Annotated in this window: 17 protein-coding genes and 1 pseudogene; 11 read left to right on the top strand and 7 right to left on the bottom strand. The window is 73.2% G+C overall.

Annotation, left to right across the window (positions count from 1 at the left end):
• Window positions 1–21: 21 nt before the first annotated feature.
• Complete coding sequence (locus tag ACFYW5_RS16910) at window positions 22–1,419, bottom strand: DUF6421 family protein (protein ID WP_389417760.1); 1,398 nt, start codon at window positions 1,417–1,419, stop codon at window positions 22–24.
• Between the two features lie 394 nt (window positions 1,420–1,813).
• Between ACFYW5_RS16910 and ACFYW5_RS16905 the strand changes: the two genes are divergently transcribed.
• Window positions 1,814–2,497, top strand: coding sequence for a glycerophosphodiester phosphodiesterase (locus tag ACFYW5_RS16905; protein ID WP_389417759.1), 684 nt, complete (start codon window positions 1,814–1,816; stop codon window positions 2,495–2,497).
• Between the two features lie 3 nt (window positions 2,498–2,500).
• On the opposite strand, the gene ACFYW5_RS16900 is transcribed toward ACFYW5_RS16905, so the two are convergent.
• Window positions 2,501–3,037: a GNAT family N-acetyltransferase gene (locus ACFYW5_RS16900; RefSeq protein WP_389417758.1), complete on the bottom strand. Its 537-nt coding sequence runs from the start codon at window positions 3,035–3,037 to the stop codon at window positions 2,501–2,503.
• A 73-nt stretch (window positions 3,038–3,110) separates the two neighbouring features.
• On the opposite strand from ACFYW5_RS16900, the gene ACFYW5_RS16895 reads away from it, so the two are divergent.
• The 3 genes from ACFYW5_RS16895 to ACFYW5_RS16885 all read left to right on the top strand — a co-directional run bounded on the left by ACFYW5_RS16895 (window position 3,111) and on the right by ACFYW5_RS16885 (window position 5,526).
• Window positions 3,111–3,503 (top strand): VOC family protein, encoded by a 393-nt coding sequence (locus ACFYW5_RS16895; RefSeq protein WP_389417757.1) that lies wholly within the window; start codon window positions 3,111–3,113, stop codon window positions 3,501–3,503.
• Window positions 3,504–3,626: 123 nt separating this feature from the next.
• Window positions 3,627–4,403 carry a VOC family protein gene (locus tag ACFYW5_RS16890; protein ID WP_389417756.1) on the top strand — a complete coding sequence of 259 codons (777 nt, stop codon included), beginning with the start codon at window positions 3,627–3,629 and terminating at the stop codon, window positions 4,401–4,403.
• Between the two features lie 70 nt (window positions 4,404–4,473).
• Window positions 4,474–5,526 carry an aldo/keto reductase gene (locus ACFYW5_RS16885; protein WP_389417755.1) on the top strand — a complete coding sequence of 351 codons (1,053 nt, stop codon included), beginning with the start codon at window positions 4,474–4,476 and terminating at the stop codon, window positions 5,524–5,526.
• Window positions 5,527–5,532: 6 nt separating this feature from the next.
• On the opposite strand, the gene ACFYW5_RS16880 is transcribed toward ACFYW5_RS16885, so the two are convergent.
• Both ACFYW5_RS16880 and ACFYW5_RS16875 read right to left on the bottom strand, forming a co-directional pair.
• Entirely contained in the window at window positions 5,533–6,072 is a 540-nt protein-coding gene (locus tag ACFYW5_RS16880) for a MarR family winged helix-turn-helix transcriptional regulator (protein ID WP_389417754.1), read from the bottom strand.
• Window positions 6,069–7,701: pseudogene (locus ACFYW5_RS16875) on the bottom strand (FUSC family protein). The gene ACFYW5_RS16880 and the pseudogene ACFYW5_RS16875 overlap by 4 nt, the downstream one beginning before the upstream one ends.
• Window positions 7,702–7,871: 170 nt before the next feature.
• Here ACFYW5_RS16875 and ACFYW5_RS16870 point away from each other — a divergent pair.
• From ACFYW5_RS16870 to ACFYW5_RS16855, 4 genes are all read left to right on the top strand, one after another.
• Complete coding sequence (locus ACFYW5_RS16870) at window positions 7,872–8,399, top strand: DUF5134 domain-containing protein (protein ID WP_389417753.1); 528 nt, start codon at window positions 7,872–7,874, stop codon at window positions 8,397–8,399.
• Window positions 8,400–8,445: 46 nt separating this feature from the next.
• Window positions 8,446–9,168, top strand: a complete 723-nt coding sequence (locus ACFYW5_RS16865) for a phosphatase PAP2 family protein (RefSeq protein ID WP_389417752.1) — start codon at window positions 8,446–8,448, stop codon at window positions 9,166–9,168.
• A gap of 9 nt (window positions 9,169–9,177) precedes the next feature.
• Entirely contained in the window at window positions 9,178–9,900 is a 723-nt protein-coding gene (locus tag ACFYW5_RS16860) for an HAD family hydrolase (protein ID WP_389417751.1), read from the top strand.
• Window positions 9,901–10,057: 157 nt separating this feature from the next.
• Window positions 10,058–10,726: a TetR/AcrR family transcriptional regulator gene (locus ACFYW5_RS16855; protein WP_389417750.1), complete on the top strand. Its 669-nt coding sequence runs from the start codon at window positions 10,058–10,060 to the stop codon at window positions 10,724–10,726.
• Window positions 10,727–10,751: 25 nt separating this feature from the next.
• Here the strand turns inward: ACFYW5_RS16855 and ACFYW5_RS16850 are convergent, their stop codons facing one another.
• Window positions 10,752–11,234 carry a DUF6214 family protein gene (locus tag ACFYW5_RS16850; protein ID WP_389417749.1) on the bottom strand — a complete coding sequence of 161 codons (483 nt, stop codon included), beginning with the start codon at window positions 11,232–11,234 and terminating at the stop codon, window positions 10,752–10,754.
• A 199-nt stretch (window positions 11,235–11,433) separates the two neighbouring features.
• On the opposite strand from ACFYW5_RS16850, the gene ACFYW5_RS16845 reads away from it, so the two are divergent.
• Together ACFYW5_RS16845 and ACFYW5_RS16840 are read left to right on the top strand one after the other, a co-directional pair.
• Complete coding sequence (locus ACFYW5_RS16845) at window positions 11,434–12,783, top strand: FAD-dependent oxidoreductase (RefSeq protein WP_389417748.1); 1,350 nt, start codon at window positions 11,434–11,436, stop codon at window positions 12,781–12,783.
• Between the two features lie 64 nt (window positions 12,784–12,847).
• The gene (locus ACFYW5_RS16840; protein WP_389417747.1) at window positions 12,848–14,209 is read left to right on the top strand and encodes a nucleobase:cation symporter-2 family protein; all 1,362 of its coding nucleotides are present in this window, start codon (window positions 12,848–12,850) and stop codon (window positions 14,207–14,209) included.
• On the opposite strand, the gene ACFYW5_RS16835 is transcribed toward ACFYW5_RS16840, so the two are convergent.
• Both ACFYW5_RS16835 and ACFYW5_RS16830 read right to left on the bottom strand, forming a co-directional pair.
• Window positions 14,206–18,486 carry a cation-translocating P-type ATPase gene (locus tag ACFYW5_RS16835; RefSeq protein ID WP_389417746.1) on the bottom strand — a complete coding sequence of 1,427 codons (4,281 nt, stop codon included), beginning with the start codon at window positions 18,484–18,486 and terminating at the stop codon, window positions 14,206–14,208. The genes ACFYW5_RS16840 and ACFYW5_RS16835 overlap by 4 nt on opposite strands.
• An 8-nt stretch (window positions 18,487–18,494) precedes the next feature.
• Window positions 18,495–18,701, bottom strand: a complete 207-nt coding sequence (locus ACFYW5_RS16830; protein WP_389417745.1) for a hypothetical protein — start codon at window positions 18,699–18,701, stop codon at window positions 18,495–18,497.
• A gap of 348 nt (window positions 18,702–19,049) precedes the next feature.
• Between ACFYW5_RS16830 and ACFYW5_RS16825 the strand changes: the two genes are divergently transcribed.
• On the top strand, window positions 19,050–19,823 hold the full coding sequence (locus ACFYW5_RS16825; protein ID WP_389417744.1) for a pectate lyase: 774 nt from the start codon (window positions 19,050–19,052) through the stop codon (window positions 19,821–19,823).
• Window positions 19,824–20,678 lie beyond the last annotated feature (855 nt).

The following is a 20,678-nucleotide window of genomic DNA, read 5'->3' as shown; positions in this document are numbered from 1 at the left end:
CAGTGTTCCGGAGGCCGTCGCTCACGCGGCGACCCGCTCGGCGCTGTCCGCCGTGATGCCCTTGGTGGAGGCGATCACGTTCTTGAGCTTCTTGGACAGGGCCTCATAGAACATGCTCAGCGGAAACTCGTCCGGAAGCACGTCATCGACGAGCCTGCGCGGCGGCTGGGTCAGGTCCAGGGCGTCCGGTCCCTTGGCCCACTTGGAGCCGGGGTGCGGGGCGAGGTAGGTGGAGACCAGCTCGTAGCCGGCGAACCAGTGGACGAGCTTGGGGCGGTCGATGCCGTCGCGGTACAGCTTCTCGATGTCGGCGCACAGCTGGTTGGTGACCTGCGGGGCGCGCTGCCAGTCGATGAAGAGCTTGTTGTCGGTCCAGCGCACGACGTCGTGCTTGTGCAGGTAGGCGAAGAGCAGCTGGCCGCCGAGTCCGTCGTAGTTGCGCACCCGCTCGCCGGTGACCGGGAAGCGGAACATGCGGTCGAAGAGCACCGCGAACTGCACGTCACGCGCCTGCGGGATGCCCTCGGCCTCCAGCTTCACGGCCTCCTTGAAGGCGGTGAGGTCGCAGCGCAGCTCCTCCAGGCCATACATCCAGAACGGCTGGCGCTGCTTGATCATGAAGGGGTCGAACGGCAGGTCGCCGTGGCTGTGGGTGCGGTCGTGGACCATGTCCCACAGCACGAAGGCCTCCTCGCAGCGCTTCTGGTCGTGGACCATGGCGGCGATGTCCTCGGGCAGCTGAAGGCCCAGGATGTCGACGGAGGCCTCGGTGACCCGGCGGAAGCGGGCGGCCTCGCGGTCGCAGAAGATGCCGCCCCAGGTGAAGCGTTCCGGCGCCTCGCGCACGGCGATCGTCTCGGGGAAGAGCACGGCGGAGTTGGTGTCGTAACCGGCCGTGAAGTCCTCGAACTTGATGCCGCAGAACAGCGGGTTGTCGTAGCGGGTGCGCTCCAGTTCGGCCAGCCACTCGGGCCAGACCATGCGCAGCACGACCGCTTCGAGATTGCGGTCGGGGTTGCCGTTCTGCGTGTACATCGGGAAGACCACCAGGTGCTGGAGGCCGTCCGCGCGGTTCGCGGCGGGCTGGAAGGCCAGCAGGGAGTCCAGGAAGTCCGGTACCTCGAAACCGCCCTCGGCCCAGCGACGCAGGTCCTCCACCAGGGCACGGTGATAGTCGGCGTCGTGCGGAAGCAGCGGCGACAGCTCCTCGACGGCCGTCGCGATCCGGGCCACGGCGGCCTGCGCGTCGGCGGCGGCCGGTGCGCCCTCGGCCGTGAGATCGATCGACCCGTCCTTGGACTGCCATGGCCGGATCCGCTCCACCGCATCCTTGAGCACGGGCCATGCAGGGTGCTCCACCACCCTGGCCGCAGGAGCGATCCGCTCCGCCCTACCCGACTGCACAAGAATTTCCGTCATGTCCCATCCTCCACGGGAGAACCTCGCGTAAGAACACCGTATGCGTACGAGGTTCCTCCCAGCAAGAGGGGTCTCGGGAAATTATCCTGCGCCACCCCCATAGTCACCGAACTTTTTCCTGCGAGGCGGAGTGCGGGCGCGCTGCCGGGGTAGGGGTGATCGACCGGCCGGTCAAGGCCCGTGAGACTCGCCCACGGCCGGGTGACCGACTCGGCGACGACCGATGCGACCGGCCGCCAGGCACTGGCCGGATCCCTCCGTCCACCCGGCTGAACCCCCGTGCACGCACGGGTTTCATCCGGGGTCCCGGCGGTTAGGCTGCGGCTCTGCCGCGCGAACGCCCCGTTCCGGTCGCGCGCGTGCCGAGCCGCCGTCGACGGAAGCGAGTCGAACGTTGAACTTCCTTACCATCGGTCATCGCGGAGTGATGGGTGTCGAACCCGAGAACACCCTCCGTTCCTTCGTCGCCGCCCAGCAGGCCGGCCTCGACCTCATCGAACTCGATCTGCATCTGAGCAAGGACGGCCACCTCGTCGTGATGCACGACACCGAGGTGGACCGCACGACCGACGGCAGCGGCCCGATCGCCGAGAAGACCCTCGCGGAGCTGCGCGCCCTGGACGCGGGCAGGGGCGAGCGGGTGCCGGTCCTGGAGGAGGTGCTGGACGCCGTGGCGGCGCCGCTCCAGGCCGAGATCAAGGACGTGGCCGCCGCGCGGGCGCTCGCCGAGGTGATGCGGCGGCGGGACCTGGTCGCGCGGGTGGAGGTGTCCTCGTTCCACGACGAGGCGGTCGCCGAGATCGCCCGGCTGGTGCCGGGGGTACGGACCGCGCTGATCGGCAGCCGGTACGGCACCGACATCGTGGACCGGGCCGTCGCGGTGGGTGCAAAAACGGTCTGCCTGAACATCCGCCGGCTCACCCTGGAGGTGGTGGAGGCGGCCCGCGCGGCGGAGCTGCGGATCATCGGCTGGGTGGTGAACACCCAGGACCATCTGCGGCTGGTGCGCGCCCTGGGGCTGGACGGCGCGACCACCGACTACCCGGAGATCAAGCGCACGGGACGCTTCACCGCCTGAGGCTCACCCGAGCTCCTTGGTCAGCAGCTCGAACCGGAGGTCTTCACGCTGCGGGATGCCGAAACGCTCGTCGCCGTACGGGAAGGGCGTCGTCCTTCCCGTACGGCGGTAGCCGCGGCGCTCGTACCAGGCGATGAGGTCCTCGCGCACGGAGATCACCGTCATGTGCATCTCGGTGACGCCCCAGCTCTCGCGGGCCGCGCGCTCGGCCTCCGCGAGGACGATCTTGCCGAGGCCGGCGCCCTGGAGGGCGGGGCTGACCGCGAACATCCCGAAGTAGGCATGGGCGCCGCGGTGTTCGAGCTGGCAGCAGGCGACGATCCGGCCGTCCCGCTCGACCGTCAGCAGGCGGCTGTCGGGGGCCTTGATGACGTCCAGCACGCCCTGCGGGTCGGTGCGCTGCCCCTGGAGGATGTCCGCCTCGGTGGTCCAGCCGGCCCGGCTGGCCTCGCCCCGGTAGGCCGACTCGATCAGCGCGACCAGCGCGTCGACATCGGCGTCGGTGGCGTCACGGAAGGTCGGTTCGGCGGCGGTCTCCATGGGGCGCGTCTCCACTTCTCGGCACGGCGCGGGCAGGGACGAGGGTAACGCGCGGCCACTAGGCTCCGGGATCATGGTGCATGTACTCAGCAGCAGAATCCTGCTCCACCCCGTCGACCCCGACCGCTCCCGGGCCTTCTACGGCGATCAGCTGGGCCTCGCCATCCAGCGCGAGTTCGGCACGGGCCCGGAGCGCGGCACCGTCTACTTCCTCGGCGGCGGCTTCCTGGAGGTTTCCGGCCGCGCCGAGGCCCCGCCCTCCCCCGCCCTCCAGCTCTGGCTCCAGGTCGAGGACGCGGCGGCGACGCACGAGGAGCTGCGGGCCAAGGGCGTGGAGATCCTGCGGCCGCCGGTGCGGGAGCCGTGGAGCCTGATCGAGATGTGGATCGCCGACCCGGACGGCACGCGGATCGCCCTGGTGGAGACCCCGGAGGACCATCCGCTGCGGTACCGGCCGGGGATCTAGGCCGTCTCGTCGGCTCGTCCCGGCGCCGGGACGAGCCAGGGTCCGGGCCCGCCTCTTCCGATGGCCCGGGGCCGGTGCGGGGCTTAGCGTGCTGGAGGGGGTCGCCCTCGCGGAAGGAACGCCATGAAGCTCGACAGGCCGGTGACCGGCGGGCCCTGCTGGACCGAGCTGGGCACCAGTGATCTCGAGGCCGCCCAGCGGTTCTACACCCGGCTCTTCGGCTGGCGCCCCGAGACGGACCCGCGCCAGGAGGCGGGCGGCTACACCGTGGCCCACCTCGGGGAGCGGGCGGTCGCCGCGCTGAGCCCGCTGTACCAGGAGTCGCAGCCCGTCGCCTGGAACGTCTCCTTCCTGGTGGCCGACGTGGACGCCACCGCGGCGCGGGCGGCGGCGGCCGGCGGCGCGGTGCTGGTCGGCCCGATGGACGTCTTCGACCTGGGCCGGTTCGCGGTGGCCCTCGATCCGGCCGGGGCCGCCTTCCAGATGTGGCAGGCCCGCTCCTTCCCGGGCGCGGGCCTGTTCAACGCGCCCGGCTCCCTGGGCTGGGTGGAGCTGATGACCCGGGCCCCGGAGCGTGCCGTGGACTTCTACACCACGCTGTTCGGCTGGAGCGTCAACGCCTCCGGGCACTACACCCAGTGGGGCATCGACGGCGCCGACTTCGGCGGCATGGTGGCGATGGACGACAAGTTCCCGCCGGAGGTGCCCCCGCACTGGCTGCCGTACTTCGCGGTGGCGGACGTCGACGACAGCGCGGCCACCGCGACCCGGGCGCACGGCACCGTCCTGATGGAGCCGACCTCGGTGCCCGAGGGGCCCCGGATCGCGGTGCTGCGGGATCCGCAGGGCGCGATGTTCGGTGTCTACCGCGCCGGGGACCACGACGACCGGGACGCCTGAGCCGCCTTGCGCTGAAGTGCGCTCCAGCCCGTAGCGTCGGCCGCACGAACTGCCCCGAAGGGATGGCACCGTGCGGTACACACTGTTCGGCAGGACCGGTCTGCGCGTCAGCGAGCTGAGCCTCGGCGCGATGACCATCGGCGACGACTGGGGCTGGGGCGCGGGCAAGGAGACCAGCGCCAGGATCCTCGGCGCCTACGCCGACGCGGGCGGCAACTTCGTCGACACCGCGAACAACTACACCGACGGCAGCTCGGAGCGGATCCTGGGCGAACTCCTCGAAGGGCGGCGCGACGAGTTCGTGCTGGCCAGCAAGTACACCTGCGGCATCCGCGACGGTGACGTCAACGCGGCGGGCAATCACCGCAAGAACCTCCTGCAGTCGGTGGAGGCCAGCCTGAAGCGGCTGCGCACCGACCGCCTCGACGTGCTGTGGGTGCACGCCCGGGACAACTTCACCCCCGTCGAGGAGGTCATGCGCTCCCTCGACGACCTGGTACGCACCGGCAAGATCCTCTATGTCGGCGTCTCCGACTGGCCGGCCTGGGAGATCGCGCAGGCGAACACCCTGGCGGAGCTGAGGGGCTGGACCGCGTTCGCCGGTTCGCAGCTGCGGTACAACCTGCTGGAGCGCACCCCGGAACGCGAACTGCTCCCCCAGGCACGGGCGTTCGACCTGGCCGTCCTGGCCTGGGCCCCGCTGGCGGCCGGGAAGCTGACCGGCAAGTACCGCAGGGGCGAGACGGGGCGGCTCGGCACCGCGGACGGCACGCCGGACCCGCGCGAGGAGGAGATCGTCACCACCGTCCTCGACATCGCCGAGGAGGGCGGCTGGAGTCCGGCCCAGGTGGCGCTGGCCTGGCTGCTCGGCCGGCCCGGCAATGTCGTCCCGATCGTCGCCGCCACCAGGGAGAGCCAGCTCGCCGACAACCTCGGGGCGGTCGGCGTCCGGCTCGACGCGGACGCGGTCGCCCGGCTGGAGGCGGTGAGCGCGGTGTCGCTCGGCTTCCCGCACGACTTCGTCCGTGAGCCCGCGATCACCCGCACCATCTACGGCGACCGCTGGACCCGGATCGACGACCGCCGCTCCACCCACCGCCGCACCGCCCACGACGTGCTCTGAGAGCCGTCAGACCCGCACGGTCCCCAGTCGCCCCTCGAGACGCGTCAGCAGCTCGCCGAGGAGCCCGGCCAGTTCCTGCTGTCCCGGCGCCTCCAGGTCGGAGAGGACGGCCGTCTCGTAGGCGAGTTGTTCGGGGAGGATGCCGTCGACGAGGTCGCGCCCGGTGCCGGTGAGGCGGACGTGGGAGACGCGGCGGTCGCGGGCGTCCACGCGGCGCTCCACCAGGCCGCGCTCGGTGAGCTGCTTGAGGCGCTTGGTGACGGCGGCGCCGGAGGAGAAGGTCTCGCGGGCCAGCTCGCCGGGGGTCAGCTCGCGGCCGGTGCGGCGCAGCGCGCCCAGCAGGTCGAACTCGGGGCGGCTGAGACCGGCCCGGCGCAGCGGGGCGTCCTCGGCCTGCTGGAGCAGGGCGGCGCAGCGGTTGATGCGGCCGATGATCTCCATGGGGCCGGTGTCCAGGCCGGGGTGGACGGCCCGCCACTGCCGGACGACGGCGGCGACCGTGTCGTCCCGCCCGCCTCGTGCCCCTGCCGATTCGGCTGCCGTCATGGCCGTACGCCCTCCGTAGTGCTGTGGTCCGGGCGTGCTGCCCGGTGCCGGGTGGTCGCCGCGAGCGTACGATGTCCCGCCTGCTCGGCGAGCACGACCCGCTCCTGGGGAAGATCGCGCCGCCCCCACTCGCCGGCCGCGGCGTCGACGGTGGCGCGCAGTCCGACCAGTGCGGCGGCCAGGGAGCGGTGGGCCGATTCCAGGGCGGCGGGGGCGGGATGCGGCTCCGCGAGCAGGCGGGCGGCGCGCTCGCGGGCGCGTTCCACGGCGGCCAGGGCCCCCTCGACCCGGTCGGCCGCGCGCCGGTCGGTGACGAGGAGGGCGGCGGCGAAGCCGACGAGCGCTCCGACCAGGGTGTCCACGACTCGCTCGGTGATCAGCGTGCCGGGTTCCTGGAAGCCGGTGAACTCCGTGATGAGCAGCGCCATCGGGGTCACGCAGACGCTGCCGAGCCAGTAGTTGCGGCTGATCAGCGCCTCGGCGCCGAAGTTCAGGGCGAGGCAGCACAGGACGAGGGCGACCTGGCCGAGGTGGGCCAGCGGGGCGAGGGCGGCGAAGAGCAGGACGCCCGCGAGATTGCCGACGACGCGCTGGACGCTGCGGCTCCAGGTGAGGCTGAGGTTGGCCTGGTAGAGGGCGGCGGCGGTGACCAGCGCCCAGTAGGGGCGGCCGATGCCGAGGGCGAGGGACGCGTATCCGGCGAGGGCGCAGCCGAGGGCGGTGCGCGCGGCGAGCGGGGCGAGGGGACGGAGCCGGTGCCCCAGGGGCTCGTGCGGTACGGCCGTCTCGGCGGCGATGCCGAGGAGTTCGTCGGGGTCCGCGGGGGCCGGTGCGGGGAACCGGGCCGGTGCCGCGCAGGTCCCGGGCCCAGCCGCGCAACCGCTCGGGGTCGCTGTCGGCGGGGGCGGCGAGGGCGCCCTCGGCACGCACGACGAGGCGTTCCAGGGCGCGCCGGGTGGCCGAGCGGCGGCCCGCGGACAGCAGCGACTGCCAGGCCGCCTGGATCGCGGCGGCGGCCCGGTCGCGGGTGCGGCCGTCCTGGGTGGCGGCGTACGCGGCGGCGGCGTGCAGTGCGGCCGCCGTGGCCCGGCGCTCCGGGCCGTGCGGGCGGACCAGACCGGGTGCCATGCCGACGGCCCAGGCCCAGACGCCGGCCGCGAGGGCCAGGGCCAGATGGGCGGGGACCTGGGCCAGGGTCTGGGGCGTGAAGAGGGCGGCGGAGCTGATGAAGGTGAGCACCACATTGCCGGGCGGGCCGATGCGGGTGGCGTCGCACAGCGCCTTCTGCGCCGCGGCCAGCAGGGCGCCGACGGCCACCAGGACGGCCGTACGGCCGGTGAGCGAGGCCGCGACCAGCGCGACGGCGAGTCCTCCGAGCATGCCCGCGACCACCCAGGCGAGCGCGCGGGCCCGGGCGGCGTAGGGGCGGTTGTGGGCGTACAGCGCGCACAGGGATCCGGCCATCGTGTACATCGCCAGATCGAGGCGGCCGAGCGCCAGCAGGGTCAGATTGGGCGGGGCGACCGCAGCGACGACGCTCAGGGCGGGCTTGAACCAGATCTCCGAGGGACGGTTCAGGCGCAGCGCGCCGGTCAGGGAAAGACGTCGGGAGGGGGGCGCACTGCTCATGACGTGAAACCTTAGCAGGTGTTTTACTCGTAAAACATATGGGGTGACCTGCCGTGCTCCCCCCAATGCCCCCCGTGTACACCCTTGCGCTTGCGTGCGCGCCGGATGGACCCGGGCATCCTCCGACCGACCGCGGGCGACTGCCCGGCACCGTCGAGCGGGGAGGGCGTGTGCATCTACCGGCTTCGCCCGGCTGGCTGCTCGTCGCGCTCTGCGCGGCGACCGGCGCCTACTGTCTGCTGCGGATGCGCAGCCACGTCGAGGAGCAGCGCCGGGCCGCCGGCGGCGAGGCGCTGATGGGCTTCGGCATGGCCGCCATGGCCGTGCCCGCCGCGGTGTTCACCCCGCCGCCCTGGGCCTGGCCGGTCTATGCGGCCGTCTTCGGCGCGGCGGCGCTGCGCGCGCTGTGGGCGGCGCGGGCGAGCGCACACCATCTGCACCATCTGATCGGCGCCTCGGCCATGGTCTACATGGCGGCCGCGATGGCCGCCTCCCCCGGCCACGGCGCCTCCGGCGTCCCGCTCGTCACGGGCACGCTCCTGCTCTACTTCACCGGGTACGTCCTGCTGACCGGCGTCCGGCTGGTCCCGGCCACCGCGGGCGGCGCTGCCGTGCGCATCGGCGACCGGCCGGAGCTGGCGCGGGCGTGCCGGCTGTCGATGGGGATCGCCATGGTCGCCATGCTGCTGACCATGTGAGCGGCGGAGTTGGCTTGGCCCGGCGGAAGTCGGGGAGTATCGCAGTATGCACACCCAGTCCGTCGACTCCCCGCCCCGGCCGTCCGACCGCAGGTCCGCCACCCGCTGGGCCGGTGTCCTGGCCCTGTGTTCCGCGCTCCTGCTGGCGCTGGTCGCGGTCCGGTACCACCCGCTGATGACCCTCGACGGCGAGATCGCCGAGACCACCCACCGCTGGGCGGTCGCCGAGTCGGGGCTGACGCAGACGTTCCGGATCCTGACGGACTGGGTCTGGGATCCGTGGACGATGCGCATCCTCTGCGCGGTCGTGGTGCTCTGGCTGCTCCGGCGGCACGCGGCCCGCTGGACGGCGCTCTGGCTGGCGCTCACCACCACCCTGGGCACCGCGCTGCAGCAAGGCCTGAAGGCCGCCGTGGACCGCGCCCGCCCCGTCTGGCCCGACCCCGTCGACTCCGCCCACTACGCCGCCTTCCCCTCCGGTCACGCCATGACCGCCACGGTGGTGTGCGGTCTGCTGCTGTACCTGCTGCACCGCCACGGCGCGAGCCCCGCGTTGTGGCGTACGGCGGTGGCGGTGGCGGTGGTCTCCGTGCTCGGCGTCGGGCTGACCCGGGTGTGGCTGGGCGTCCACTGGGCGACGGACGTCGTCGGCGGGTGGCTCCTGGGCGCCGCGCTGGTGGCCGCCGCGGTGGCCGTGCACCACCGCCGGTGGCCCGGGGGGCCGGACGCCGATCCGGTCTTCCCGCGCGGGCGATCGTCCGCCCCTTAGGCTGCGGGCATGACCGCCGTCCTGTTCGACTTCTCCGGCACCCTCTTCCGCGTCGAGTCCACCGAGTCCTGGTTGCGCGGGGCGCTCGCCGAGCGGGAAGTGGAGCTGACCGAAGCGGAGTTGACCGAGGCCGTGGCGGCGCTGGAGCGGATGGGAGCGCTGCCGGGCGGGCCGAGCCCGGCCTGGCTGCCCCAGAGCGTCGCGAGCGTCTGGGGCGTCCGGGACAAGACCCAGGAACTGCACCGCGCCGCCTACACCGGCCTGTCCCGGCACGTCACGCTCCCCGACGAACGACTGCACGACACGCTCTACGACCGCCATATGACGCCCGCCGCCTGGGCTCCGTACCCCGATGCCGCCGACGTCCTGAGCGCGCTGCGGGAGCGCGGGATCGGTGTCGGTGTGGTCAGCAACATCGGCTGGGATCTGCGGCCGGTCTTCCGCGAGCACGGCCTCGACCGTTATGTGGACGCCTACGTCCTGTCCTTCGAGCACGGCATCCAGAAGCCGGACCCCCGGCTCTTCCGGGCCGCCTGCGCCGCACTCGACGCCGATCCGCGCGAGGTCCTGATGGTCGGCGACGACCGCAGGGCGGACGGCGGCGCCGCGGCGCTGGGCTGCGCGGTGCACTTCGTGGACCATCTGCCGGCGGCCGAACGGCCGGACGCACTGCGACCGGTACTGGAGTTGATCGAGCGCCGCCGGACCGAGGACTCCGGAATCGGCGCCTGAGAAGTCGCCCGAGGCCACCATCGGGAAGAGCGCACGCCCGCCTCAGGCGATCCCCCGCGTCGCCCGAGGCAGGCGGCAACCCGATCCGGTCGGCACGGAGCCGGACCGGCTGCGCTGAGTATAGTTGGCTGGCAGCCAGTCAACGCAGGAGTCAAGCATGTCCCCTCGAAGCGCCTCGGTCAATGAAGAACTGCGAAGGCGTTCTCGGGAACGGCTTCTGCACGCGGCCGTCGAACTCGTCGGCGAGCACGGCTACGAGGCCACGACCCTGGGGGACATCGCGGACCGGGCCGGTTCGGCGCGCGGTCTGGTCTCGTACTACTTCCCCGGAAAACGCCAGCTCGTCCAGTCCGCGGTGCACCGGCTGATGCACCGCACCCTGGAGGAGGCCCTGGAGCGGGAGCCGCACACCGAGGACGGCCGGGAGCGGATGGCGCGGGCCATCGACGCGATCCTCGGCCTCGCCCGGGACCGGCCGGTGCTGATGCGCCAGCACATGGCGGGCATCCTCCAGGCCGAGGGTTTCGTGCAGTGCCCCGAACAGCGCCGCCTCGCCGACCTCCTGCGGGACACCTGCGCCCGGCACGGCTCCAGCAGCGTCGACACCGACTACCCCATGCTGCGTGCCCTGCTCATGGGCGCGGTCTACGCGGCACTGGTCCCCGGCGTGCCGATGCCCGTACCGGTCCTGCGCACCGAGCTGTTCAAGCGCTACCGGCTCGACTGGGAGATGGGCATCCCCCCGGACACGCCCACCACGACCCCCGGGCCGGACACCACGGACCTGTCGCGCTTCTACGCCACCGGAGAGGCACCGTCGGCCTAGCCGATGCGCAGGGCGACGGCCCCGCTCAGCGGCGGGCGTGGCGCGGGGAGAGGAAGCCCTCGTCGCGGGCCTGGGAGATCAGCCGAAGCGACTTGCGGCGGCTGTGGCCGGTCGCGCACATCACCGCGAGGACGGGGTCGAACCCCTCCTCCTGGGCGGCCCGGTACTCCTGCGCGACCAGCCAGCGCCCCTCGACGCCGCGCGGCCAGGCAGGCCGCGCGCGCCGCGACGGCGCCGACTGCTCCCCCTCGCCGGCCCCGGCCTCGCCCTCCGGCTCCGCAGTCGCCCCGCACGCCTCGAACAGCGGCTCCTCGATCCAGTCGGCGAGCTCCGTCAGGTCGGGCAGGGACAGCGCCGGCTGGGCCCGTACGTCCTCGATGGACACCCGTCCCTCGCAGACCACGGCGAGCGCGTCGACCCGGGCGCCGTCGGCGAACGCGAGACGGACCTGGAACCACGAGGTCGTCCCGTCGCCCTCCCGCACTTCCCACGCGGGCCACACGGACACCTGGCCGTCCGTCGGACAACGATCAGAAAGATTAAGAAAGGATGCTTCTAGCACACACGGAACGTAACCGCATGATCACATTCCATACGAATGGACACGCAAGGCCACTCTGCGTCTGCACCCTGTCAGCGCAGCTCCGCGGATGCGATGCTGGAAGCACCAGCGCTCTCCTGAGATCCCCCGGGTGAGGAGTTCCGCCGTGCTGCATGTCGCCGTCGTCGGCTCAGGGCCGAGCGGGTGTTACACCGCGCAGAGTCTTGTCCAGCAGGACCCCGCGGTGCGCGTCGACGTCCTGGACCGCCTGCCGTGCCCGTACGGCCTGGTCCGGTACGGCGTGGCCCCGGACCACGAGAAGATCAAGTCCCTCCAGAACAACCTCCGGACCGTTCTGGAGCACGAGCGCGTGCGGTTCCTCGGCGGGGTGCAGATCGGCCCCGACGGGATTCCGGCCGCCCGGCTGCGGGAGCTGTACCACGCGGTGGTGTACTGCGTGGGCGCCGCCACCGACCGGCATCTCGGCATTCCCGGCGAGGATCTGCCGGGCAGCTGGTCGGCGACCCAGTTCGTGTCCTGGTACAGCGCCCATCCGGACGCCATGGACGACGGTTTCGTCCGCGGCGCGCGGTCGGCCGTGGTGATCGGCGTGGGCAATGTCGCGGTGGACGTGGCGCGCATGCTGGCCCGGGCCACGGCGGACCTGTCCCCGACGGACATGCCGCAGGCAGCGCTGACCGCGCTGGGCGCGAGCCGGGTGACCGAGATCGCCATGGTGGGCCGGCGCGGCCCGTCCCAGGCCCGCTTCACCACCAAGGAGCTGCGCGAACTGGGCTCCCTCCCGGACACCGACGTCACCGTGGACCCGGCTGAGGCCGCCCTCGACCCGGACTGGGCCGACCCCTCCGCCCTGCCCGCCGCCCAGCGCCGCAACGTGGAGGTGCTGCGCGGCTGGGCCGACACCGCGGCGGCGGGCGCCACCCGCCGCATCAGCGTGCGGTTCTTCCTGCGCCCCGTCGAACTCCTCGCCGACGAGGGCCGGGTCGGCGCGGTCCGCTTCGAGCGGACGCTGCCGGACGGCCGGGGCGGGGTGACGGGGTCCGGCGAATTCGAGGTGATCCCCGCGCAGTTGGTGCTGCGCTCGGTGGGCTATCGCGGAGTTCCGCTGGAGGGACTCCCGTTCGACCCGGCGACCGGCACGGTGCCGAATCTGGCGGGCCGCGTCCTGCGCGACGGAGTGGTCACGCCGGGCGAGTACGTGGCCGGCTGGATCAAGCGGGGCCCGACCGGGGTCATCGGCACGAACCGCCCGTGCGCGAAGGAGACGGTGACGTCGCTGATCGAGGACGCCGCCCTCCTCGCAGGCAAAGAGGTCCGCGAGGATCCGCTGACGGCGCTGCGGGCGGAGGGGGTCGAGCCGGTGCGGTGGGAGGGCTGGCAGGCCATCGAGAAGGCGGAGGCGGAGCTGGGGGCCAGCCTGGGCCGGCGCGTGGTGAAACTGGCGGACTGGCAGGCGCTGCTGGCCGCCGCGAGGGGCGGCTCCTTGCGGGAATAGCGGGACACCCAGCGGAAACACGGCGGAAATCAACAAACTGTTCAAGCCGCTTACGGTCTCGCCCATGACCTCCACGCACCCTGTCGACGACGTCCCACCCGTCCGCCACCTGGCCGCCTTCGGCCTCCAGCACGTCCTCGCGATGTACGCGGGCGCCGTCGCCGTTCCGCTGATCGTCGGCGGCGCGATGCGGCTGCCCCCCGCGGACCTGGCCTACCTCATCACCGCCGACCTCCTGGTGTGCGGCATCGCCACGCTCATCCAGTGCATCGGCTTCTGGCGCTTCGGCGTACGGCTGCCGATCATGCAGGGCTGCACCTTCGCGGCCGTGTCCCCCATGGTGATCATCGGCACGACGGGCGGCGGACTGCCCGCGATCTACGGCTCGGTGATCGTCGCGGGACTCGCGATCATGCTGCTGGCACCGGTGTTCGGCAAGCTGCTGCGCTTCTTCCCGCCGCTCGTCACGGGCACGGTGATCCTCATCATCGGCGTCTCCCTGCTGCCCGTCGCGGGCAACTGGGCCGCGGGCGGCGCCGGTTCTAAGGATTTCGGGGCACCGAAGAACCTCGCGCTGGCGGCGTTCGTACTGGCGGTGGTCGTGGGCGTGCAGCGGTTCGCGCCGGTCTTCCTGAGCCGGATCGCCGTACTGGTCGGCATCGTCGTGGGCCTCGCCGTCGCCGTGCCGTTCGGGTTCACGGACTTCGGCGGGGTGTCCGACGCGGACTGGGTAGGGATCAGCACGCCGTTCCACTTCGGCGCGCCCACCTTCGAAGTGTCGGCGATCGTCGCCATGTTGGTGGTGGCGCTGGTGTGCATGACCGAGACGACCGGTGACTTCATCGCCGTCGGCGAGATGACGGAGCGCAAGGTCGATGCGCGGTCGCTGTCCGACGGACTGCGTGCCGACGGCCTGTCGACCGTGCTGGGCGGCGTCTTCAACACCTTCCCCTACACCGCGTACGCGCAGAACGTCGGGCTCGTCGGGATGACCCGGGTGCGCAGCCGCTGGGTCGTCGCCGCGGCGGGCGGCATCCTCGTCCTGCTCGGGCTGCTGCCCAAGCTGGGCGCGGTGGTGGCGGCGATACCCGCGCCGGTGCTCGGCGGTGCCGGGCTGGTGATGTTCGGGACGGTGGCCGCGAGCGGCCTCAGGACGCTCGCGCAGGTCGACTTCCAGGGCAACAACAACCTGACGGTGGTGGCGGTTTCGGTCGCCATGGGGGTGCTGCCGGTGGGCGTGCCGACGATCTACGACCGGTTCCCCGACTGGTTCCAGACGGTGATGCACAGCGGGATCAGCGCCGGGTGCCTGACGGCGATCGTGCTGAACCTGCTGTTCAACCACCTTCCTGAGAAGCCCGAGAAGCCCGAGAAGGCGGCAGCACCGGCGGTCGAGGCAGCGCCCCGGGCGGAGGAGGTGGTCTAGCGGGTCAACCGCTGCACCGCGTCCTCCAGTTGCGGCAGCGCCCGCTGGCCCGCCAGCGCCATCGCGATCGCGGCGACCACCCCGGCCCAGGCGATCGGGCCGAGCGGGGTGCAGCCGAACAGGCGGCTGACGCCCGGGGTCTGGACCACGGCCACCAGGGCGGCGGCCGAGCCGAGCGAGGTGACGCGGACCAGGGGGCTGTCGCGGCGGTCGGCGAGGGTCTGGGCGAGCTGGGTGCCGACCACCGCGCACAGGGCCATCGTCGTGGAGCGCTGGGCCGAACCCGGGGTGAACCGTCCGATCAGCCAGGCCGCCACCGCGCCGAGGGTCGTGGTCAGCGCCCGGTGCCGGATCTGTTCCATCAGCGGGGCGCCGAGCAGGGAGGTGCCCAGCGGCTTGTCGTCCCGGGTCGTCTCGTCGCTCGCGTCCTGGTGCGGGGTGACCGCGACGGCCATCGCCGGGAACAGGTCCGTGAACAGGTTCACCAGCAGCATCTGCCGGGTGGACAGCGGCGCGGAACCGGCGAGGATCGTGCCGATGATGCCGAAGCCCACCTCGCCCGCGTTGCCGCCGATGAGGATGGCGATTGCGTCGGCGACGCTGTGCCACAGGGCGCGGCCCTCGGCGATCGCCTCGATGAGGACGGTGAGGTCGTCGTCGGTGAGCACCAGGTCGGCGGCGTTGCGGGCGGCGGCCGAGCCGCGGGCGTTGATGCCGACGCCGATGTCCGCGGCGCGGATGGCGGCCGCGTCGTTGGCGCCGTCGCCGACCATGCCGACCACCCGGCCGGAGTCCCGCAGCGCCTCGACGACCTGCAGTTTCTGTTCCGGCGCGACCCGGGCCACGACGCCGACGTCATGCAGCATGCGGGCCCTCTCCGACCGGTCGGCGGCGGCGAGTTCGTCGCCGGTGACCACGGCGGTGTCCTCGGGCCAGCCCAGTTCCACGGCGATGGCGAGAGCGGTCTCGGGGTGGTCGCCGGTCAGCATCACGGGCCGTACGCCTTCGTCGCGCAGCCCGTGCACCAGCGCCTGCGAGGTCTCGCGCGGGACGTCGGCCAGGGCGAGCAGGCCGGTGAACTCCAGGTCGCGCAGGGGTTCTTCGAGGGCGGCCGGGTCGTCCGGCTGCTGCCTGCGCCGGGCGACCGCGAGGACGCGCAGGCCGTCCCGGGCCAGGGACTGGGCGGTCTCGCCGGCGTGGTCGGGCAGGTCGGAGCAGGCGGGCAGCACGGTTTCCGGGGCGCCCTTGACCACCAGCACGCGCTCGTCGTCCCCGGTGTGGCCGACGGCGGCGGCGTAGCCGCGGGCGGCCTCGAAGGGCAGGCCCTCGGTCTGCGTCCACTCCGGGTCCTCCGCGGCCGCGTCCAGGACGGCTTCGTCGGTGGCGTGGACGGGGCGGCCCGAGCCGCCGTTGAGCACCGGGCAGGCGCGCGCGGCGACCCGCAGGACCTCCACGCTGGTCTCGGCGTCGGGCTTGGCTGTGGTGCCCTCGGCGTCGGTGACGCGGAACAGGCGCAGGCGATTCTCGGTCAGGGTGCCCGTCTTGTCGAAGCACAGGGTGTCCATCCGGCCGAGGGCCTCCAGCGTGCGCGGGGCCCGCACCAGGACGCCCCGCCGGCTGAGTCGGCGTGCGGCGGCCAGTTGCGCGGCCGTGGCCACGAGCGGCAAGCCCTCGGGGACGGCGGCCACCGCCACCGCCACGCCGCCGCTGACCGCCTGCCGGATCGGGGTGCCCCGCAGCAGGGAGAGGCCGGTCACCGCGGCGCCGCCCGCCATGGTCAACGGCAGGGCCTTGGAGGTGAGTTCCTGGAGCCGGGCCTGCACGCCGGCCGACGGGGGCTTGCGGGCGGCGAGGGAGACGGCACGGGAGGCCTCGGTGCGGTCGCCGGTCTCCACGACCACGGCCCGGGCATGTCCGGCGACGACGGTGGTGCCCTCGAAGACCATGCAGCGGCGGTCGGCGACGGGCGCGTGCGGGGTGGCGGCCGTCTGCTTGTCCACCGGCAGCGACTCGCCGGTGAGCGCGGACTCGTCGACCTCCAGGCCGTCCTCCCACAGGAGGCGGGCGTCGGCGGGGACCACGTCGTCGGCCTTGAGCTCGATGATCTGGCCGGGGATGAGCTTGGCGGCGTCGACGGTGCGCGGAGACGCCGTCTCGTCCCCGGACTCGTCCGGCGCCAGGCGGGCCTTGCGCTTCTGTTCGGCGAGCAGTCCGGCCAGCGCGCGCTCGGCCCGTAGCCGCTGGATGCCGCCGACCAGGGCGTTCAGGTCGAGGGCGCCGACGACGAGCAGGGCGTCCATGGCCGAGCCGAGGATCGCCGAGGCCGCCGAGCCGACCGCCAGCACCGGGGTGAGGGGATCGTCGAGTTCGCCGCGCACGGCCCGGCCCAGGTGCAGCGTCCAGCGGGCCGGGGCCAGCACGGGGACGCGGCCCGCGGTCTCGGCGGCCCGCTGGACGCGGGTGGCCGCCTGCTCCACGACCGACGGCTCCGCCTCGGACCGGCGGCGCAGCCGGGCCCGTACGTCGGTGGGCCGCAGGGCGTGCCAGGCCACCCGCGCGCGGGGATGCGGGGCGCGGGTCGTCGCCACGCCGAGGGCGCCCCGTGCTCCGGACAGCAGCGCGAACGCGGCGCCCAGGTCGACGGGGGCGTGCCGGATCCCGGGCACGAGGCTGCGCCGGCCGCGCCGGGACTCGCCGACGGCCACCATCAGTCCGGAGAGCGCCGCGCCGGAGCGGGCCAGCGTCTGCGAGCTGCGGCCGACCTTGCGGGCGACGGGCACGGACATGAGCAGGCGCCATACGTCGACGAGTCCACCCGGGGCCACCACGTCCGCGCCCCACACGACGGGCGCGTCCCGGTCCGCGAGCGCGACGGCCACGTCGGAACTGAGCAGTCCGTTCAGGACCTCGGTGTCCTCGCCGGATTCCGGCCGGGCGACGGTGACGACGCCGCCGTGTTCGCGCAGCGACCGGACCACGTCGGTCAGCGGCCGGTCGCGTACGACGCGGTCGGCGAGGGCGGTGAAGTCCTCCAGGGCGGGGTGGTCGACGACCACGATGCGCAGGCCGGCGTGGCGTGCTGCGTCCAGGACGGCCTCGGTCCAGGCGTCCGCGCAGACCTCCTCCTCTCCGGTGCACAGGGCGCTGGGGTGCAGGACGAGGGTGCGGGCGGTCTCCAGCCGCCGCAGCCGCTCGGGGTCGCGGACGAGGACTCCGGTGCGGGCCAGGGCGCAGCCGAGGACGGCGTTGAAGGCGGCGGGGCCGTAGCGGGCGGCCTTGGGGGAGCCCGCGAGGACGGCTTCGGCGGCCTCGGAGGCGTCGTGCTTGACCAGCAGGGTCGCGAGGGCGCCGACCACGCTGCCGGTCTCGGCGTGGTTGGCGTACTCGTGGGCGGGGGTGGCGCGCAGCGGCGGGCGCGCGCAGACGTCGGCGGACACGTCGGAGCGGCCGGGCGAGCAGAGCCGGTCGTGGACCGAGTCGAAGGCGGCGGCCCGTGCCACGGTCTCCGCGAGCTGGAAGGAGCGCAGGGTCGCGTCGAGCAGCAGGGAGGTCGGGGTCTGCCCGGCGCCGTGCGTGGCGGCGTTGACGGCGGCCAGGATCAGGTCGGTGCGGTCACGGCCGTAGCGGTCGCGGAGCCAGCCGCGGAAGCGGGGGTTCTCGCGCAGCAGGGTGACGCCCGCGGTGACGAAGCGGGGCGAGGGCGGCAGCCGGAGCGCGTACGCGGTGATCGCGGCGCCGGTGCCGATCGCGTCGGCCAGGAGGGCCGCGGCGGCGATGCGGATGCCGCCGGGGTCGCCCGGGTGGGTGATGTCCTCGATGGGCTCGTCGCCCGGGCCGAGACCGTGCCGCTCGGCGAGGGCGGTCGCCTTCTCCACTACCCCGTCGGTGAGGGCCTCGTCGGTCGCGGCCACCACCAGGCGGGCCAGTCCGCCGTCCCAGTAGGCGTACGCCACCTCGGGATGCTCCGCGAGGGCCGCGGCCACGCGCCGCGCGGCATGCGCCGTCCCGCCCTCCCGCCGTACCCGGTCCGACGCGCCCCGCAGTGCCAGGTGCACGCGCTTGCCCGAGCGCCAGTGGCCGTCGCCGCCGGGCAGCGCGTTCCGGGCGACCCGGGTCACCCTGACGACGGCGTCGGCGCTCCTCACCCCGGCTCGGGCCGTCCCGGCCGCCGCGCCGGCGGCGACGCTCACGGCGGGCACGGCGCCGCGCGCCAGCAGCCGGGGTCCGGCCATGACGAGACCGGCCGCGGCGGCCGAGGTCTGTGTCAGCAAGCCCATGGCAACCCTCAGTTCTCGGTGCGACTGCCCCGGCGGGCGGTGGACGGCGTGTCGGTGGGGGTCTTCTCGGCCGGCGCCTGCTTCGTGGTGGCCTCGTCGGGGGCCGCCTCGGCGGTGACGGTCCTGCCCATCGTCGCCGGGACCCTCTGTTTCCGCAGTTCCAGGGGTCGCGGCCGGGTCAGCCGGGCCGCCGTCGACGATGTCTCGTGGGCCATGGCTCTTCTCGCCTCCCGAGCCGGAACCATCGCAGAACTCCGCGGATCCTTCCTGATCCGGCGGGTTCCCCGGGATTCGGATTCCGAAAAGGAGGCGGCCGGGGTCACTGCGCCGTGCGGGACGCACAGAGAGCCCTTGCCTCTCACCAGGACTGACAGATTTGTTGTGCGCGAACCGTTGACCAGAAAGCGCTTGCACTCTACGTTCCGTTCAGCAGTGTGACCGAGCCGCGCCCCAACTCCCCCGAACGGTCACCCTGCACGCGCGGACCATTCCGCATGGTGAACGAAAACCGCATATACGAACGACGCAGATCTGAACCCCCACTCAGAAGAAGGCATCGGGACATGACTTCACGGCACACCAGGCGTCGCGCCCTGATCGGCGGGCTCGCCTCACTCGGCGTCACGGTTGGCATGATCACGACAGGAACGGCTCCGGCAGCGCACGCCGCCACCTGGCCCACCCCCAACGGCAGCCAGGCGGTCAGCGCCACCATCGCCGTCTCCGGCACGGTGGACGGCGGGATGAAGAAGTACTACGGCAGCGGCAACCTGGCCGGCGACGGCCAGGAGGAGGGCCAGGACCCGATCTTCCGGCTCGCGGCCGGCGCCACGCTGAAGAACGTCATCATCGGCGCGCCCGGCGCCGACGGCATCCACTGCGAAGGCAACTGCACGCTGCAGAACGTCTGGTGGGAGGACGTCGGCGAGGACGCGGCCACCTTCCGGGGCGGCTCCACGTACACGGTGACCGGGGGCGGCGCCAAGAAGGCCGCCGACAAGGTCTTCCAGCACAACGGTCCCGGCACGGTGAACATCTCCAACTTCGCCGTGAGCGAGTTCAAGACGCTCTACCGCTCGTGCGGCGACTGCTCCACGTCGTACACGCGCAAGGTCAACCTCAGCAACATCGAGGTGACCGGCACGGGGACCATGGCCCGCCTCGTCGGCATCAACGTCAACCGGGGCGACGTGGCCACCCTGCGCGGCATCACGATCCTCAACGACGCGAGCCGCCGGGTGATCCCCTGCCAGAAGTACAACAACAACACGGCGGTCGGCACGGGCCCGGACAGCACGAACTGTCTGTACTCCAGCTCGGACATCACGTACCGCTAGGGCCCTCGCGGGAGGCGGCCGCACGAGCCTTCGTGCGGCCGCTGTGCTGTTGCGGGGGCGCATGTGTCGCATGTTGGTTCCTGCCCGGCACGCGCGCGTAGCGGTTCGGTTGCCTCGGGCGGGTGGCCGGGGTGGGCGGCGCGGCCGGGAGATCGGCGGACAGGGGTTCATGCGGCGTGGGCGGTTGGCGCCGCCGCCGTGGCATTCGCGCGTCGCGCGGCACTCCGTGCGGGAGCGAGCCGTCTTCCGCCCGGCGCGGTCCTCCTGGTGAGGGCACCGGTTCGGGCGACCGAGGGGAGCGGCCAGGCGCTTTGTGACGCCACCGTGGCATCCCGCGTCGCGCGACACTCTGCGCCGGGCCGATCCGTCGCTTCCGCCCGGCACGGTCACCTGGCACGGGCGGCCCCGGAGGCCAGCGGCCCTCTGGCCGGACCGCGGAAAACATAACGAGGCGCCGGGCGCCGCCACCGCGGGCATCCCGTATCGCGCGGCCCTCAGCGCGGGGCCCATCCGTCGCTTCGCCCGGCGAAGTCTCCACGCGCGGGCACCCGTACGGACGGCCCCGTGAGGCGGCCAAGCGCCAGGCGCCGCCACCGCGGCATCCCATATCGCGCCGCCCTCAGCGGGGGCCCATCCGTCGCTTCACCCCGGCGAAGTCCCTACGCGCGGGCACCGGTGCGGGCGGCCCCGTGGGGCGGCCAGGCGCCTTGGCGTCGCCACCTCGGCATCACATGTCGCGCGGCCCTCGGCGGCGGGCCGATCCGTCGCTTCCGCCCGGCACGGCCACCTGGCGTGGGCACCGGCAGGCCGGGAGGCCAGGTGCTCATGGTCACCCTGGGCTGGTGCTCCGTGCTG

The organism is Streptomyces sp. NPDC002779 (genome assembly GCF_042888685.1).
In the GTDB taxonomy this organism is placed as follows: domain Bacteria; phylum Actinomycetota; class Actinomycetes; order Streptomycetales; family Streptomycetaceae; genus Streptomyces.
Note: the sequence above shows the minus strand (reverse complement) of the source record. Positions and strands in the feature narration are given on the sequence as shown.